General features: G+C 64.9%; 11 protein-coding genes. 7 read left to right on the top strand and 4 right to left on the bottom strand.

All coding sequences use genetic code 11. The annotated features are described in order from the left end of the window. The 6 genes from ACO1P8_RS01205 to ACO1P8_RS01180 all read left to right on the top strand — a co-directional run. On the top strand, positions 1 to 925 hold a 925-nt coding region (locus ACO1P8_RS01205), incomplete at its 5' end, for an AAA family ATPase (RefSeq protein WP_486294099.1). Positions 926 to 1,165: 240 nt separating this feature from the next. Further along, positions 1,166 to 2,104, top strand: coding sequence for a LysR family transcriptional regulator (locus ACO1P8_RS01200; RefSeq protein ID WP_486294098.1), 939 nt, complete (start codon positions 1,166 to 1,168; stop codon positions 2,102 to 2,104). Between the two features lie 114 nt (positions 2,105 to 2,218). Continuing rightward, positions 2,219 to 4,357, top strand: coding sequence for an FUSC family protein (locus ACO1P8_RS01195; protein WP_486294097.1), 2,139 nt, complete (start codon positions 2,219 to 2,221; stop codon positions 4,355 to 4,357). After that, positions 4,269 to 4,541, top strand: coding sequence for a DUF1656 domain-containing protein (locus ACO1P8_RS01190; protein ID WP_486294096.1), 273 nt, complete (start codon positions 4,269 to 4,271; stop codon positions 4,539 to 4,541). The genes ACO1P8_RS01195 and ACO1P8_RS01190 overlap by 89 nt, the downstream gene beginning before the upstream one ends. After that, positions 4,534 to 5,463, top strand: a complete 930-nt coding sequence (locus tag ACO1P8_RS01185; protein WP_486294095.1) for an efflux RND transporter periplasmic adaptor subunit — start codon at positions 4,534 to 4,536, stop codon at positions 5,461 to 5,463. Before ACO1P8_RS01190 ends, ACO1P8_RS01185 begins: the two co-directional genes overlap by 8 nt. 57 nt (positions 5,464 to 5,520) lie before the next feature. Then, complete coding sequence (locus tag ACO1P8_RS01180; RefSeq protein WP_486294094.1) at positions 5,521 to 6,918, top strand: efflux transporter outer membrane subunit; 1,398 nt, start codon at positions 5,521 to 5,523, stop codon at positions 6,916 to 6,918. Here ACO1P8_RS01180 and ACO1P8_RS01175 read toward each other — a convergent pair. The 3 genes from ACO1P8_RS01175 to glnE form a co-directional block, all read right to left on the bottom strand. Then, positions 6,915 to 8,453, bottom strand: a complete 1,539-nt coding sequence (locus ACO1P8_RS01175; protein WP_486294093.1) for an acetolactate synthase large subunit — start codon at positions 8,451 to 8,453, stop codon at positions 6,915 to 6,917. The genes ACO1P8_RS01180 and ACO1P8_RS01175 overlap by 4 nt on opposite strands. Before the next feature lie 127 nt (positions 8,454 to 8,580). Beyond that, positions 8,581 to 9,291 carry an epoxyqueuosine reductase QueH gene (locus ACO1P8_RS01170; RefSeq protein WP_094841228.1) on the bottom strand — a complete coding sequence of 237 codons (711 nt, stop codon included), beginning with the start codon at positions 9,289 to 9,291 and terminating at the stop codon, positions 8,581 to 8,583. 31 nt (positions 9,292 to 9,322) lie between these two features. Further along, positions 9,323 to 12,223 carry a bifunctional [glutamate--ammonia ligase]-adenylyl-L-tyrosine phosphorylase/[glutamate--ammonia-ligase] adenylyltransferase gene (gene glnE, locus ACO1P8_RS01165; RefSeq protein WP_486294092.1) on the bottom strand — a complete coding sequence of 967 codons (2,901 nt, stop codon included), beginning with the start codon at positions 12,221 to 12,223 and terminating at the stop codon, positions 9,323 to 9,325. 86 nt (positions 12,224 to 12,309) lie between these two features. On the opposite strand from glnE, the gene ACO1P8_RS01160 reads away from it, so the two are divergent. After that, positions 12,310 to 15,963, top strand: coding sequence for a YhdP family protein (locus tag ACO1P8_RS01160; protein ID WP_486294091.1), 3,654 nt, complete (start codon positions 12,310 to 12,312; stop codon positions 15,961 to 15,963). 151 nt (positions 15,964 to 16,114) lie between these two features. On the opposite strand, the gene rho is transcribed toward ACO1P8_RS01160, so the two are convergent. After that, positions 16,115 to 17,371 carry a transcription termination factor Rho gene (gene rho / locus ACO1P8_RS01155; protein WP_066347086.1) on the bottom strand — a complete coding sequence of 419 codons (1,257 nt, stop codon included), beginning with the start codon at positions 17,369 to 17,371 and terminating at the stop codon, positions 16,115 to 16,117. Positions 17,372 to 17,380 lie beyond the last annotated feature (9 nt).

Below are 17,380 nucleotides of genomic sequence, written 5' to 3'. Positions count from 1 at the left end.
GGAAGGCGAACGCGAAAAGCTCCTGCATATGGAAGGCTCGCTGGGCGCCCGCGTCATCGGCCAGTCCGAAGCCGTGGCGGCGGTTGCGAAAGCCGTGCGCCGGTCGCGTGCGGGGCTGCAGGATCCGAACCGGCCGATCGGCTCGTTCATGTTCCTGGGCCCCACCGGCGTCGGCAAGACCGAGCTGACCAAGAGCCTCGCCCAGTTCCTGTTCGATGACGAGACCGCCATGGTGCGGCTCGACATGAGCGAGTTCATGGAAAAGCACTCGGTGGCCCGCCTGATCGGCGCGCCTCCGGGGTACGTCGGCTACGAGGAAGGGGGCTACCTGACCGAGGCCGTGCGCCGCAAGCCGTATAGCGTGATCCTGCTGGACGAAGTCGAAAAAGCGCACCCGGACGTGTTCAACGTGCTGCTGCAAGTGCTGGACGACGGTCGCCTGACCGACGGCCAGGGGCGCACGGTGGACTTCCGCAATACGGTGATCGTGATGACGTCCAACCTGGGCTCGCAGCATATACAGACCATGGCCGGCAAGCCTTACGAGGTCATCAAGGAAGTCGTGTGGGATGAGTTGAAGCAGTCGTTCCGCCCGGAATTCCTGAATCGGATCGACGAGGTCGTCGTATTCCACGGCCTGGAAGCGCAGCACATCGAATCGATCGCACGGATCCAGCTCAAGCGCCTGGCGCAGCGGCTGGAGAAGCAGGAAATGCAGCTGGAGGTGTCAGACGCCGCGCTGGCGGAGATCGCCAGGGCCGGTTTCGATCCGGTGTTCGGGGCTCGTCCCTTGAAGCGGGCCATCCAGCAGCAGATCGAGAACCCGGTGGCCAGGCTGATCCTCGAAGGCCGCTTCGGCCCGCGCGATGTGGTGCCGGTGGACCTGCGAGACGGCAAGCTGGTGTTCGAGCGCACGCTGCAGTGATGCTGCCGGCCGATGGGCCGTAACCCCGGCCCGCAACGACAGCCGTAAAGGCGCCGCATTCGCGGCGCCTTTTTTATTTCGGAGTGACTCCGGCACCGCACTTCGCCGGGCTCAGCCGCAGCCCGATGCGGCAGGTGTTCATTCACTGATATACGGAAGCAGCCCACTTGCCAATCAATGCTTTATGAGTCAATCAACCTGAAATATGATTGCCTGGTAGTTAATGATTCGAGAATCCACATGGCGCGCCCTGATCTCAACCTGCTATTGGCCTTGGATGCGCTACTGGATGAAGGAAGCGTCATCGGCGCCGCGCGTCGCATGAATTTGAGTCCACCGGCGATGAGCCGCACTTTGAGTCGAATTCGGGAGGCGCTCGGTGATCCGGTGTTTGTCCTGGTGGGCCGCAAACTCATGCCCACGCCGAAGGCACTTGCGTTGCGCGAACGGGTGCGCACGGCAGTCGAGCAAGCGACGCAGGTTTTTGAATCCGACACCGAGATCGACCTGAAATCGCTCGACAGGCGTTTCAACGTCCGCGCCACCGATGAGTTCGTCAGCATCCACTTGGGCCACTTGTTGGCCGCGATGGCCACAGAGATGCCGCGGGCGATGCTGCGTTTCTCGCCAGAGGAAGATGACGTGGACGAAGAGGCGCTGCGCAATGGCCGCATTGATCTGTTCATCAGCGCTTCGCGCAAGCTGGGGCCAGAGATCCGTGTGCAGTCGCTGTTCACCACGACGTTCGTGGGCGTCGCACGCGCGCGCCATCCGATCTTTGACGATGAAATCACACCCGCACGCCTCACGCGCTGGGAGCACATCAACGTGTCGCGGCGCGGCAAGGCCACCGGGCCGGTGGATACCGCGCTGGAGGGGCAAGGGCTGCACCGGCACGTCGCCTTGGTTGTACCCAGCCCCTATACCGCATTGTTTGCATTGCAGGATTCGGACTTGCTGCTGCCGTTACCCAGGCATCTGGCCCATAGCGCGCTCGCTGCCGGCCTGAACATTCGCTTGTTTGAACTGCCGACGCCCCTTGAGACAGTGCTATTGACGCAGGCCTGGCATCCGCGCCTGGATGGCGACCCTGCTCACCAATGGCTGCGTAATACGATCCACGCGCTTTGCAAGATGGAGGAGGCGCAGACGGCCCAACGACAAGGCTCTGCGAGGTAACCCTCCTCTGATGAGTGCGTTTTATGCATTCATGAGAATGCAATAAATTCACTTTTTGGAATCATTCGGCATGCCTACAGTGATGCATATCAATCACTGTAGTAGGACTCTGTCGTGCGTTCTCCGAACGTTGCTTCGGCATTTCCAAGCATCATTTCCCGCCGCTTCTCCCAACTTGGGGAGTGGTTCGCACATGGGCTGGCGCACCTCGACCTGACAACACCGCGCGCGACTTACGTCATGCGCTCCATTCTTTCCGCGTGGTTGGCACTCGTTGTCGCTTATTTATTGGACCTGCACGCGCCGTATTCGGCGGCTTCCAGCGCGCTGCTCGTCATTAGTCCGGTCCAGGGAGCCGTGATCGGCAAAGGGATATGGCGGGTGCTGGGCACCTTGGCCGGCATGTTGGCGGCCTTCGTTCTGATGAGCGCATTCGGGCAGATGCCCTGGCTGTTCCTGTTGGGATTCGGGTTGTGGCTGGGCGTTTGCGTGGCGGGGATGACGCTCCTGCGTCATTTTCGGGCCTATGGCGCAGCCTTGGCGGGATACACGGTGGGCTTGGCCGCCTACGGTGCCATGCAGCATCCAGAACGCACGTTCGATCAAGTGATGGGGCGCGGGGCATCAGTGCTGATCGGCGTGGTGTGCTTGGCCGCGGTGTCTGCCCTCTTCAGTACCCAAAGCGTACGCAGCCGTCTGGCCATCCAGCTCAAGCGGCTGGCAGCGGCAACCGCAGGCATGCTCTCGACGAATCACCAGGCGATACACGGCAGCGACGCACCGGGTGGCAAGCCTCTGGATGCAGGTCGGCGCAACCTCATTACCGAAATCTATGGGGTGGACGACTTGCTCGCGCTGGGGAAAGCCGAGTCCGCCGACCTGACCCAGCGTGCCGGTACGGTGCGGCAAACGATGGCGTCCTTGTTTTCCGCATTGGTAGGCGGGACGCCTCCCATGCGGGAGAGCAGTGCAAGCCTCGATGCATTGAGATCGCTGCAGCCCGCCTGGGAAAAGGCGTGGCAGCAAGCCAGTCTGGAACTGGCCAAGGAACCCGGCCCCGAGGGACTGGCGGGTGCCGTCCAGGCATTGTCCGATATGCGTGCACGATTGATGGACATGCTCTCCGCGACTTCGCTCGACGATGCGCTGGAGCAGTCCGCGCTGATGATCGCGGGCGATCGCCTGATCGAACAGCTTGACGATTACCTTGAGGCTTTAAAGGGCATAGAGCGCTTCCATCTCCCCCGGCCCACAGTGGCACCAGCCTCCGCGCCGTTCTACCGCGACACGTCGGCAGCGATTCGGAATGGGCTGCGAGCGTTACTGACAGTCGTGTCTGGCGGTGCGTTCTGGGTGGCAACCGGATGGTCGTACGGAGCCATGATGTTGGCGGGTTTGGCCGCCGCTTGCGCGCTGCTGTCGACCGCACCCAATCCCGCGCTTGGCGCCGTCGAGTTCATCAAGGGAACAGGGATGGCCGTGGTGATGGCCTTCATCTGCGTTTTCGTCCTTCTGCCTCATGTCTGCGGGCTGCCATTGTTGTTGCTGGTCCTGGGCCTGTTTTGGTTGCCAGCGATTTACGCAACCACGATGCCTCGTCATGCATTGGCCGGTGTCGCCTATCTGGTTGCATTCACGTCATTGGCGGCTCCAGACAATCTGATGCGCTACGACTTTGCGGTATTCCTCAACGGCTCCGTGGCCTGGATATTGGCGACATTCTGCACGCTGCTTGGGTTCAGAGTTGTGCTGCCGCGCAACTTGTCCCGTGACGTGGCACGGCTGGACCAGGCTATCCGCGACGCAGCGCTCGGTACCTTGAGAGGCGTGCGGACGGAGACGAGCATATGGCAATGGCGTCAACAGCATCGCGCGGTGCATCTCGGTGCCTTGCTCAAGGCCCATCCGGAGGCGATGGACCGAGCCGTATCCAACGCTTTGACCAGCATTCACTTGGGCCGTGAAGTCCTGCGGGTGCGTAAACGGCTGCGGCAGGCGCGCAGGGACTCCGATTTGCATCGCGTTCTGGCGGACGCTTTTCGCAACATGAGCCGTCGCGCGAGCCAGCCCCGTCTGGCTGCAAGACACGCACGCCGCGCTGCCAAGACCTTGTTGCGGCTACCCGCCATGGATGGGGCCGCCACGGCCGAAACACGGCAACTCAATGTCGTGCTGCTCGATATTGCGGCGTTGCTGGAGAATCACGCGGATTATTTTTCAAAACGATCTGGAGGCCAAGCCGATGCTCAGTGAGTTTTCGTTGGCGGGCATCTACCTGCCGCCATTCTTTGTCTATGCGTGTATCGCGCTGCCGGTCTATTCAGGCGTTCGCTTCGTGCTTGCGCGTAGCGGCGTATTGCGGTGGGTCTGGCACCCCGGCTTGTTCGAATTCGCTATCTCTGTCTGCCTGGTTTCAGTGTTGATTCTCTATGTCTAAGATTCCATTCTCGATAAAACCGCTGATACGGGCGGGGCTTACATTACTTGTCGTTGTTGCCTCTGGGTGGCTTGTGAACGCGCTTTGGCACGCCTATGTCCTGGCCCCTTGGACGCGCGATGGCCGTGTTAGCGCGCAGATCGTACGCATGGCACCGGAGGTGTCCGGTAGCGTAGTCGAAGTCGCGGTGGCAGACGATCAGTACGTGAAACAGGGGCAGGTGCTCTATCGCATCGACTCTGCCAGCTTCGCCCTGGCATTGGCGCAGGCCGATGCTCGATTGGCCGCGGCAACGGCTTCGCTGCGCCAGAAGATCGAGGATGCCAAGCGGCGTCAAGGCATGGAGAACCTCGTGCCTGCCGAAGAAATCCAGCGCGCGAACCAGGCAGTGGTCACGGCCCAGGCTGAACAGCGCGGTGCGCGGGCCGATGTGGATAGGGCCAAACTCGACTTGACGCGCACCGTCTTACGCGCCCCTGTGGATGGCTATGTCACGCGACTGCGATTGAGTAAAGGAGACTACGCTGCGACCGGACAGCCGAATATCGCCTTGGTGGACGCAAACAGTTTCTGGATGACCGGTTATTTTGAGGAGACAAAATTGCATGGCATCCAGCCCGGTGCGGCTGCGCGGATCCGATTGATGGGGTTCGACAAGATCATCCCTGGCCGGGTCGTCAGCATCGGACGAGGCATCACCGACGCCAACCAACAGGCCGATGCCCAGGGCTTGCCAAGTGTGGAGCCGAGCTTCAGTTGGGTTCGCCTGGCACAGCGCATCCCTGTCCGTGTGGCGTTCGAGCAGCTTCCGCATGACATCGTGCTGGTGGCAGGCATGACAGGCAGCATCGAGGTGGCGACGTCGGAAGGCGACTCGCCACCCCAGGGCTGGCTCGTATCCGTACTGCAACGTTGGATGTAAGGGGTGGTCATGCGCGCATTACCGAATCATTCTCTGCCGCGACGTTGCCGAGTACTGATGATGCTCTCGCTCTTTGTCGGGCTCTCGGGCTGCATGACGGTAGGCCCCGACTATCAAAGACCCACGGTGCAGGTTCCTGCTCACTGGGTTGAGACGGGAGCCACCAAGAGAAACAAAGATCAGGACGGTCTTCGTGCGTGGTGGAAATCATTCCAGGACCCCGTGCTCGATAGTCTGGTCGATCAGACCTTGATGCGAAACCAGGATCTCGATATCGCACTGGCGCGATTGCGGCAAGCACGTGCCGAGCGATTGCAGATCGCTTCTTCTTCCGGACCCACGGTTTCAGCCGGTGGCGCAAGAGAGGCCCTGCGCAGCAGCAAGGCACTGACTTCGCAGTCCGGCGGTGAGTCCCGCACTTGGCATCTGGGATTCGATGCCAGTTGGGAACTGGATCTGTTCGGCGGCACTCGCCGGGCAATTGAAGCCGCCGACGCCGGTATAGAAGCGCTTGCCGAAGATCATCGTGCGCTACAAGTGAGTTTGGTTGCTGAACTGGTTTCCAATTACGCAGGGCTGCGTGCTACGCAGCTACGTCTGGATATCTCGCGCGACAACATCCGCGCGCTCGTTGACGCGGAACGGTTGGCCGAACAGGCGCAGCGGATGGGTTTCGGGTCCCAGGCCGATGTCATGCAGGCGCGTGCCGAACGTGAAACAGCCGAAGCGAAGCCACCGTTAATGGAAGCGGATATTGCCCGCTTCAGCCATGCCATTGGTGTCTTGGCAGGTGGCTTCCCTGGCGATTGGCACGACGCCTTGGGCAAGGCTGCACCGATGTTGGCGATGCGTGCCGACCTGCCGCTTTCCATGCCTTCCGAAGTGATTCGCCAACGCCCGGATCTGCGGGCGGACGAACGACGCATTGCGGCAGCCAGCGCTCAGATCGGTGTCGCCGAAGCAGAACGCTTTCCCAGGTTTCGTATCCCGTTGGACATCGGCACCACGGCAAGCTTCATTCACAGTCTCTTTTCGGGCGCCAGCCTGGTCTGGTCGGCGGGAATGCAAGGTAGCCAATCGCTCTACGACGGAGGACGTGGGCGGGCGGGGGTGACGGCGGCACAAGCCAACGCCGATGCGGCAAGGCTGGTCTACGAACGAGACGTGCGGCTTGCGCTTCGCGATGTGGAGGATGCCTTGACGGCATGGACGAGTGAACGGCAACGCCAGGCATCCTTGAACAAGGCCGTTATCACCAGCCAACAAGCCTTGGAGCATTCGACCAAGCTCTACGAGCGGGGATTAAGTGCTTATCTGCCGGTGCTCGTCGCGCAGCGGTCGGTCAACCAGGCGCGAGATGAACTTGCTCTTGGTCGGTTGGAAGAGATCCGAGGCGTGATTGCCCTTTACAAGTCCCTTGGTGCGGGCTGGCAGGGCGCTCCCCGCCGTTCCTAAATGACGAGCTCGATCAGGAAGGGACCTTTGCGACGGTTCGCCATGGACAGCAGATCGGCGAATTTTTCCATCGTATCCGCCTGCGCGGCCTCCACGCCCATGCCCTGGGCGATGCTGACCCATTCCAGGTTGGGACGGGTCAGGTCCAGCATGTCGAGCGCCGTCTTGCCCGCGGCCGCGCCCACGCCTTGCAGTTCGCCCAGCAGGATGGCGTATTTGCGGTTGGCCAGGATAACGGTGGTCACGTCCAGTTGTTCGCGCGCCTGAGTCCAGAGCGCCTGTACCGTGTACATCGCCGATCCGTCCGCCTGCAGCGACACGATGCGCCGGCCCGGGGCGCCGATCGCCGCACCGGTGGCCAGGGGCAGACCGTTGCCGATGGCGCCGCCGGTGATTTGCAGCCAATCATGCGGCGCGGCGTTCATGGTGCCGGGATAGAAGGCGCGGCCGAAGCTGACGCCTTCGTCGACGACGACGGCGTTCTCCGGCAGCAGGGCGGCCACCGTTTGCGCCACCGCCTCCGATGTGACCGCGCCGCGCGCGGGCTCCAGCACCGGGCGTTCGGCCAGGGGCGCATCCGCGCGGGCGTCCAGCGCGTCCGCCAGGCGCGTCAAGGCGTCCGCCAGATCCTGGTCTTCGCGCGCCAGCACATGGACCATGCAATCGTCCGGATAGAGCAGGGCCGGCTTGTCGGGGTAGGCGAAGAAGGCGACCGGCGCCTTGGCGCCGACAAGGATCAAATGCTTGACCCCCTTGAGCGCCGCGACGGCCGGTTCCACCGCGTAGGGCAGGCGGGTGACGGGATAGCGGCCCGCGCCGCGTTCGATGCGGCCATTGGAACTGGGCGCCATGACGCGCGCGCCGGTCTTGTGCGCGATGCGCCCCGCCGTGGCCAAGGGGCCGGCCCGCAAGGCTGAATTGCCGACGAACAGGACGGCCGGCTCGCCGGCGCGCAGCACCCGCGCGATGGCCGCGACGACGCCTTCGTCGGCGCAGGGTGCCGGCGGCGGCGCCAGGGCTTCGGCCACCACGCCGCCGGGGTTCCAGCAGGTGTCGGATGGCGCGATCAGGGTGGCGATCTGTCCCGGCGCCGTGCGGGCTGCCTGGACCGCGGCGGCCGCGTCGCGGCCGATGGTGGCGGCCTCGGCGGCGGTACGCGTCCAACCCGATACGGGCCGCGCCCAGCCTTCGGTGTCCGCCGTCAGCGGGGCATCCAGCGGACGATGATGCGTGGCCTGGTCGCCGACGATATTGACGATGGGGGTATTCGCGCGCCTGGCGTTGTGCAGGTTCGCCAGTCCGTTGGCCAGCCCGGGTCCGCAATGCAGCAGGGTGGCGGCCGGTTTACCGGCCATGCGCGCGTAACCGTCGGCTGCGCCCGTGACGACGCCTTCGGCCAGCGCCAATACGCAATGCATGCCCGGGATGCGGTCCAGCGCCGAGACGAAATGCATTTCGCTGGTGCCTGGATTGGCAAAGCAGGTGTCGATGCCGCTTTTCAGCAGCGTGTGGACCAGACTTTCGGCGCCGTTCATATTGTCCTCATGGTGCGTTGCACGGAATGAGGGCAAAGTGTACGCCGACGGGGTGGGGGGGCCGCAATGAGGGGACATCGCAGCTTGCAAAACGCCATGCGGGCAGGCCGCGTGGCGCCGGCTGGCGCTAGCGGTTTTCCGGCGCGGCCGGCGGATCGTCCTCGAGCAGGGTTTCCCGATTGACCAGGCCTTCCTTGCCGTAGAACTTTACGCCGATGTGGATGCGCTCGCGGCCCTGCGCGCGCCGATGGCGATTGGTATCGCGCAGCGAATAGACGCAGCCGCAATATTCCTGCTGGTAGAAGTTCTCGCGCTTGCTGATTTCGATCATGCGCTGCGAGCCGCCGCCCTTGCGCCAGTTGTAGGTCCAGTAGACGAGCTCCGGATAACGGGCCGCCGCGCGCTCGCCGCAACCGTTGATCTGGTTCATGTCCTTCCAGCGCGAAATGCCCAGCGAACTGGTGATCGTGTCGAAGCCATGCTCGTGGGCATACAGGGCCGTGCGTTCGAACCGCATGTCGAAGCAGGCGGTGCAGCGTACCCCGCGCTCGGGCTCGTTTTCCATGCCCTTGACGCGATCGAACCAGTTATCCATGTCGTAGTCGGCGTCGATGAATTCGATGCCGTGCTTTTCAGCGAAGCGGATGTTTTCCTGCTTGCGGATCTCGTACTCTTTGACCGGATGGATATTGGGGTTGTAGAAGTAGATCGCGTATTCGATGCCGGAAGCGTGCATGGCTTCCATGACTTCGCCGGAACAGGGCGCGCAGCACGAGTGCAGCAGCACTTTGCGGCGGCCTTCGGGCAATTGCAGTGTGGGGCGGACGAGTTCGGACATAGCGCTCATTATATTGCCTGCGGCGGCGCCGTTATTCCGTGGCGGTGGCCTGGTCCGCCGCATTCGTCCCCAGAACCGCATCCCAAAGGGCGTGTACGGCCTCCCGTTCCGCGGCCAGGACGGAGGGCGCTACGCGGGCCTTCTCCTGACCCTGCAGGCGCATCTGGTGCTGCGCCCGGCGCAGGGTGCGGTAGGCGTCGGCCGCCCTTGCGGCGATACCGGCATCGATCAGGCCTTCGCGCGCCGCGATGCCCAGCAGCGCGATGTTGCCCAGGTTGGCCACCAGCACGGGGTGCGCGGGCGCCTGTGTCAGCACCAGGTACTGGGTGACGAATTCGACATCCACCATGCCACCGCGGTCGTGCTTCAGGTCGAACGTGTCCGTCTTGTTGGGATGGCCGGCGCTGATCTTGTCTCGCATGGACAGCACCTCCCGGCGTACCGCTTGCGCATCGCGCGGTTGCAACAGGATCTCCCTGCGCACGGCCTCGAAGCGCGCGCCCACGGCGGCATCGCCGGCGGCGAAGCGCGCGCGCGTCAGCGCCTGGTGTTCCCAGACCCACGCATGCTTGCTCTGGTATTCGGCAAATGCCTGGACGGAAACCGCCAGCAGGCCCGCGTCGCCGTCCGGCCGCAGGCGCAGGTCTACGTCGTACAACCGGCCGGAAGACGTCATGGTGGAGATCCATGACGTCATGCGCCGCCCCAGCTTGGCGTAGACTTCCGCCGCGTCCTCGCGCGGATCGTCGTACAGGAACACCAGGTCCAGGTCCGACACATAGCCCAGTTCCTTGCCACCCAGCTTGCCGTAGGCGATCACGGCGAACCGCGGCACCGCGTCAGGCTGCCTGTTCACCAGCGGCCACACGCGCCGCAGCGTTTCGGCCAGCAGCATGTCGGCCAGGGCGGACAACTGGTCCGCCAGTTTTTCCACCGTCAGCTCGCCTTCCAGGTCTTGCGCCAGCAATTGGAAGCTGGCCTGGCGCTGGACATCGCGCATCAGGTTCATCTGCCTTTCGATGTCCGGGGTGCCGTCCGGCAGCCGGCAGGCATCCAGGTCGGCGGCCAGTTGGCGCGCCATCACGGCGAAATCCAGCGGCTCGTGCAGCGTGCGCCAATCGATCAGGCTGTCCAGCAGCAGCGGGTGCTGGGTCAGGTATTGCGCCGCCCAGGGGCTGGCCGCCATCATGCGGGCGATGCGTGCCAGCGTGTCGGGGTATTCGGCGAGCAGGGCCAGGTAGGCGCTGCGCTGCGCGATCGCTTCGATCAGGTCGAACAGGCGCACCGTCGCGGCGGCGGGCGCGACCGTGCGTGCCGCGGCCCGCATGGCCATGGGCAGCAGGATATCGACGCGCTGGCGGCTGGCCTGCGGCAGCGTACGCAAGCGCGGGCCGCCCAGCAGGGCGCGCGCGCGGCCGGCCAGTTGTTCCGCGTCCGCGCCGAACAGGGTATGGATTTCGTCCATCAGCGCGGTTTCAGGATCGCCGTCCTGCGCGGCGCTGTTCTTGCAGGCGGTCCGGCTGGCGCCGGACGCATCGCCCGCCGTCGCGCCATTGCCGCCGTTTTCGCCGTCCCCCACGCCTGCCAGCCTGAAGGCGTTGCGGAAAGTCTCTTCGACAAAGGCGCGGTGCTCGGTCAGCGTGCGTTCGAAGGCGTGCGCTTCCAGGCCCAATGCCGCGGCCAGCGCCGCGCGCTGTGGCGGGTCGGCGGGCAGCAGATGGGTCTGTTCGTCTTCGCGGTATTGCAGGGCATGCTCCACCCGACGCAGGAAACGATAGGCGGATTCCAGGCGCGCGGCGTCCTCCGCCGGAATCAGCCCGGCGTCGCGCTCGCAATGCAGGGCCGGCAGCAGCCCGCGCACCTGCAGCGCCGGCATGCGGCCGCCCCGTATGAGTTGCGAGAGCTGCACGACGAACTCGATCTCGCGGATGCCGCCTTCGCCCAGCTTGATATTGAGCGCGCTGTCCATGCCGTTGCGGGCCAGCGCCCGCCGCTCCCAATCCAGGCGGATGCGCTCGCGCAGCGCGCGCAGGGCGGCCAGTGCGTCGAAATCGAAGTATTTGCGATAGACGAAGGGTTGGCGCAGGCTTTCCATCTGGCGCAATTGCGGCTCGGGGTCGCTGCCGGCGAAGGCGCGCGCGGGCATGGGGCGCGCCTTCAGCCACGCATAGCGTTCCCACTCGCGTCCCTGGCCCACCAGGTAGTGCTCGAAGGCGTCCAGGCTCCAGGCCAGCGGACCGCCGTCGCCGTCGGGCCGCAGCCGCAGATCGGTGCGAAAGACGTGGCCATTGGCGTCGCGTTCGGAAAGGACGGGCATCATGCGCTGCGTGAGGCGACCGTAGAACTCGTGGTTGCTCAGGCGCCGCGGTCCCGGTGTTTCGCCTTCTTCGCCGTAGAGCATGACCAGGTCGATGTCGGAGGAAACGTTCAGCTCCTGGCCACCCAGCTTGCCCATACCCATGATCAGCATCTCCTGCGGCGCGCCGGTCGCGGGATCGATGGGCATTCCATGCACCGCGGCCAGGTCGGTCGCCACGCTGCGGTAGGCCTCGCCTACCGCCAGGTCGGCCAGCGCGGTCATCGCGCCGACGACTTCCTCCAGGCTGGCGGCTCCGCCGAGGTCGCGTACCATCAGCGCGCAAAAGACGCGCTCGCGCAGCCGCCGCAGCACGGCGCGGCACTCGGCGACGGGCAGGGCGGTATCGCCGCCGGCCAGGGCATCGCGCCAGGCGTGCAGCACGGCCGGCGTCAACGCTTGCGTGACACCTTCCTCGCGCAGCCAGGCATGCAGGTCGGGCCGGGCCTGCAGCGTGCGGCGCAGATGCCCGGACCAGGCCTGGGCGACATCGAAGTCCGGGACCGGGGAGGGGGAGCCGGGATGTGGCGGGATGGCGGATGACGGCGACGGGGTGGGCGAAGGTGGAGAAGACATAGATAGATAAACGTTGCGCAGACGCGATGAAACATTTCGGGTATAAGGGGACGATACTGCAAGACCTCTTTCCTCGCTCAACAAACGTGCGTTTGCCTATCAAATTACTCCGCGGTCTGCTCTGGAGTCTCTGGATCCTTTACGTCGCCGCCGCGGTGGGTTTGCTGGGGCTGCGCTATTTCGTGCTGCCGCGCATCGATCAATGGCGCCCGCAGATCGAGCGTTACGCCAGCGATGCGGTAGGCGCCTCGGTGCATATCGGCCACATCGCCGCGGACTGGAGCGGCTTGAATCCCCGCCTGACGCTGGCCGGCGTCGGGATCGCCGATTCCCAAGGCGCCCCGGTGCTGACGCTGCCCGCCGTGGAGGCCGTGCTGGCCTGGCGCAGCATCCTCAGCCGCGAGCCGCGCCTGGTTTCCCTGCAGGCCGACGGCCTGGACCTGACGCTGCGGCGGGATCGCGATGACCGGTTGTGGGTCGCCGGGCAGTCCATCGACCTGGCGCAGGCGGACGACAGCGATGCCAGCCGGTCCATCGCCCTGCGCTGGCTGGTCCGCCAGCGCGAAATCGTGCTGCGCCACGCCACGGTGCGCTGGGTCGATGAAGCGCGGGCGGCCCCCGAGATGGTCCTGCAGGATGCCAGTTTCGTCATGCTCAACGGCGCGCTATCGCATCGCTTCGCGTTGCAAGCCCGACCGCCCGCCGCGCTGGCGGCAGGCCTGAGCCTGCGCGGCGAGGTCGAGCGCTCGCTTTTCAGCCGGCATCCCGGCGATCTGGCAAGCTGGCACGGACAGGTCTATGCGGAGGTCGCCGATGGCGAGCCAGCGGCCTGGGCGCCATGGGTCGACATGCCGCCGGTGCAGGGGCGCATGGCCACGCGCGCCTGGGTACAGGTCGATGGCCGCCGGCTGGGCACGGTCACCCTGGACCTGGTCGCGCGCCAACTGGCCTGGCGATGGCAGGACGGCGTGGCCGCATCGGCGGGCATGGTGAAGGCCCGGCTGGAGGGGCTGCCTGGAGATCTGCTCGCCCAGGGGGCGCATCCGCCGTTGGCCCGCAGTGCCAATGGCGCCGGGCTTGCCCTGCGTGGGGAGGCCAGCGATGTCCGAACCGAACTGCCGGGTATCCTCGAACAGCCCACGCTGGCCCTGTCCACCGCGCGGGTGGACACGACTTTGCGCCGGGCGCGCAGCGGCGTCCTGGGCATGGAGCTGCGCGACCTGCAGCTGACGAACGACGACGTCGACCTGCGTTTGCAAGGCAGTTGGGAAGCACGCGGTGAAACGGACGCGGGCACGGCCGATATCCACGGCACGCTGCGCCGCGCCACCATGAGCACCATCCATCGATACCTGCCCATGGCTGTATCCCAGGATGCCCGGGAATGGCTGGCGCAGGGACTGCAGGGCGGCGTGGTGCGCGACGCCGCCCTCGCGGTGCAGGGGGACCTGAGCGAATTTCCGTTTTCGCAGCCCGGCCAGCACGGCCGCTTCCATATCGGCGGCCCGTTCGTCGGCGCGACCGTAGACTACGCGCCGGCCGCCCGGGACCGCAAGGCCTGGCCCGCGATACTGGGCATGGATGGCTCCTTCGCCATCGATGGCGCCGCCCTGACCCTGGAAGGCAAGCCGGGCGCTATTTTGCGGCCGTCCGATGCGCGGGATACGCCGCTGCGCCTGGGCGCGATCAAGGCCGGCATTCCGGACATGGAGAACAATGCAGAGCTTTATCTGCAGGGCGACGTGCAAGGTGCCGTGTCTTCATTCCTGTCGACGACCAATGCGTCGCCGCTGGGCGCCTTGCTGGAGAACCGTCTGGCGCAGGCGCGCGGTACGGGCGACTGGACCGTCGCGCTCGCGCTGCGGGTCCCCTTGCTGCATACCGACGACACGCGGGTGGACGGTTCGCTCTCTTTCAACGATAACGACTTCACCCTGTATCCGCAGTTGCCGACGCTGACGCAGCTGCGCGGCATGCTGGAATTCACCGAAACGGATTTGCGCGCGCGCGATGTCCAGGCCCAGTTCCTCGGCGGCCCGCTCAGGATCAACGGCGGCCTGCTGGACACGCGCAACGGGCTGCGTTTCGACGGCCAGGTTACTGGCGCAGCGCTGGCGCAACTGGTACACGCGCCGGCGATGTCGCGGTTTTCGGGCCGTACGGCCGTGCGCGGCAAGCTCCTTTATATACGCGGCGGCCGTGTCGACGTCAGCCTGGAATCCGATCTGACGGGCATGGCCATCGACATGCCGGCGCCGGTCGGCAAGCCGGCGTCGTCGACGCTGCCCCTGCGGCTGCAATGGAGCCCCGCGACCAATCCCGGCAGCCGGGACCGCGATTGGCTGACCGCCAGCCTCGGTGAAAATATCAACCTGCTGCTGGAGCGCGATCCGGCGGAGAAGCGCTGGACGTTCGCGCGCGGCGCGCTGGGCGCCAACCAGCCGGCCACGTTGCCCGCGCAAGGCCTGAGCGTCCGGCTGAAGCTGCCGGACATCGACGTGGATGCCTGGCAGGATGTGGCCGACGGCTTCGAGACACCGCCTTCGGGTACGGCGCGCGGCAAACGCCTGCCCGCCCCGCCGCCCCTGCTGCCGCCGCCGGACCAGATCGCGCTGGAGACACCGCGGCTGCACGTGGCCGGGCTGTTCCTGAACGATCTCAAGCTGTATGCGGTACGGCCCGCGCCGGCACAGTGGCGCGTCGATATCCAATCCAGGCAGGCCGCCGGCGCCATTTCCTGGCGCGAAGCGTCCGGTGCCATCGCCGGCCAGGTCACGGCCCGCTTCAAATATCTGTCCTTCGGCGGGGACGGTCTGGAGAAGCCGCCCGACGACACTTCCTCCGGCGACGACTTGAAGGACATCCCTGCCGTGGACTTGCAGGCGGACGTGCTGCGCTTCTATGGCAAGGACCTGGGGACGCTGCGCGTCGTCGGCACCAACGTGGAACGAGGGCAGCGCTGGCGCCTGGATACGCTGCGCATCGCCAATGAGGATGCCTCGCTGGACGCCACGGGCTTCTGGCGCCTGAGCGGCGCGGACCGCGGACTGACCGTGGATGCTTCGGCCAAATGGAGCGACTTCGGCAAGCTGTTGAACCGGCTGGGCTGGCCGGACATGGCCGTCGGCGGCGCCGGCTCCGCGGAAGGAAAACTGACATGGGCCGACCTGCCGTGGTCGCACAATGTCGCTGCCATCGACGGCGACCTCAAGCTGCGCATGGACAAAGGCCGGCTCATCCATGTGAACTCGCGCACCGCGCGGCTGCTGGAGCTCTTGTCCATGCAGTCGCTGCAGCGGCTTGCCAAGCTGGAATTGAATCCCGCCAACCTGTTCCGCGACGGTTTTCCCTTCGATTCGATACGAGCCCGCTTCAATGTATCGAAGGGCAAAATATATACCGACGACTACAAGGTCAATGGGCCGGTTGCCGCCATCGTGCTGTCCGGGACCACCAGCATCATCGACGAAACCTGGGACCTGAAGGCGGTGGTGATTCCCAACCTCGATGCCAGCGGCGCGGCGGTGGCAACGGCGCTGGCGGTGAACCCGCTGCTGGGCCTGGGGGCCTTCGTGACGCAGTGGCTGCTGAAGTACCCGCTGGCGCGGGCGATGACGGTGCAGTATGCGGTAACCGGGCCGTGGAACGACCCCAAGGTCGCGCCGATCGACGGCCCCTTACCCGCGGGCGTCCCAGGCAACCCCGACGCCACGCGCCCCCAAGACCCCATCGAACACTAATGAACCCACCCCCGATGCGCTTCGGGGGGCACTCCACCACACCACCGCGCAAAAAACAGGTGCGGCAGACCCGGGACGCCGAGGATCCGGCTCCGCCCGTCCTCCAGCTTCGCCCCTCTGGGGGGAAGCGCGCAGCGCTTCGGGGGGGAGCCTACTTCTTCATCATGTCGAAGAATTCGGCGTTCGTCTTGGTGGCGCGCATCTTGTCCAGGATGAATTCCATGGCCTGGATTTCGTCCATGTCGTGGATGAACTTGCGCAGCACCCAGACCTTCTGCAGAAGCTCGGGCTTGATCAGCAGTTCTTCGCGGCGCGTACCGGACTTGTTCAGGTTGATGGACGGATAGACGCGTTTTTCGGCCAGGCGGCGTTCCAGGTGCACTTCGGAGTTGCCGGTGCCCTTGAATTCCTCGTAGATGACTTCGTCCATCCGACTGCCCGTTTCGATCAGGGCCGTGCCGATGATGGTCAGCGAACCGCCTTCTTCCACATTGCGCGCGGCACCGAAGAAGCGCTTGGGGCGCTGTAGCGCATTGGCGTCGACACCGCCGGTCAGCACCTTGCCGGAAGCGGGTACCACCGTGTTGTAGGCGCGCGCCAGGCGGGTGATGGAGTCCAGCAGGATCACCACGTCTTTTTTCAGTTCGACCAGGCGCTTGGCCTTTTCGATGACCATTTCGGCCACCTGCACGTGGCGCGTGGCGGGTTCGTCGAACGTCGACGCAACGACCTCGCCGCGCACGGTGCGCTGCATTTCCGTGACTTCTTCCGGGCGCTCGTCCACCAGCAGCACGATCATGACCGCGTCGGGGAAGTTCGTCGTGATGGCGTGCGCGATATGCTGCATCATCACGGTCTTGCCCGACTTGGGGCTGGCGACGATCAGTCCGCGCTGGCCTTTGCCGATGGGGGCGAAGATATCCAGGATGCGACCGGTCAGGTTCTCTTCGCTTTTGATGTCCCGTTCCAGCCGCATCGCCTGGTTGGGATGCAGCGGCGTCAGGTTCTCGAACATGATCCGATGCTTGATCGCCTCGGGCGGCAGTCCGTTGACCTTGTCCACCTTCACCAGCGCGAAATAACGCTCGCCGTCCTTGGGCGTACGCACCTCGCCCTCGATCGAATCGCCGGTATGCAGATTGAAGCGGCGGATCTGCGAGGGGGATATATAGATGTCATCGGTGCTCGCCAGATACGAGGTATCGGGCGACCGCAGGAAACCGAAGCCATCCGGCAGGACTTCCAGCACGCCGTCGCCGAAGATTTGCTCGCCCTGCTTGGCGCGCTTCTTCATGATGGCGAACATCAGCTCCTGCTTGCGCAGGCGGTTGGCGTTCTCGATTTCCAGGGAGGCGGCAAGTTCCAGCAATTTGGAGACGTGTTGCGCCTTTAGTTCATTCAGGTGCATTGCGTTGAT

Source organism: Bordetella sp. (assembly GCF_057362025.1).
This window is presented reverse-complemented; position numbering and strand designations above follow the sequence as displayed.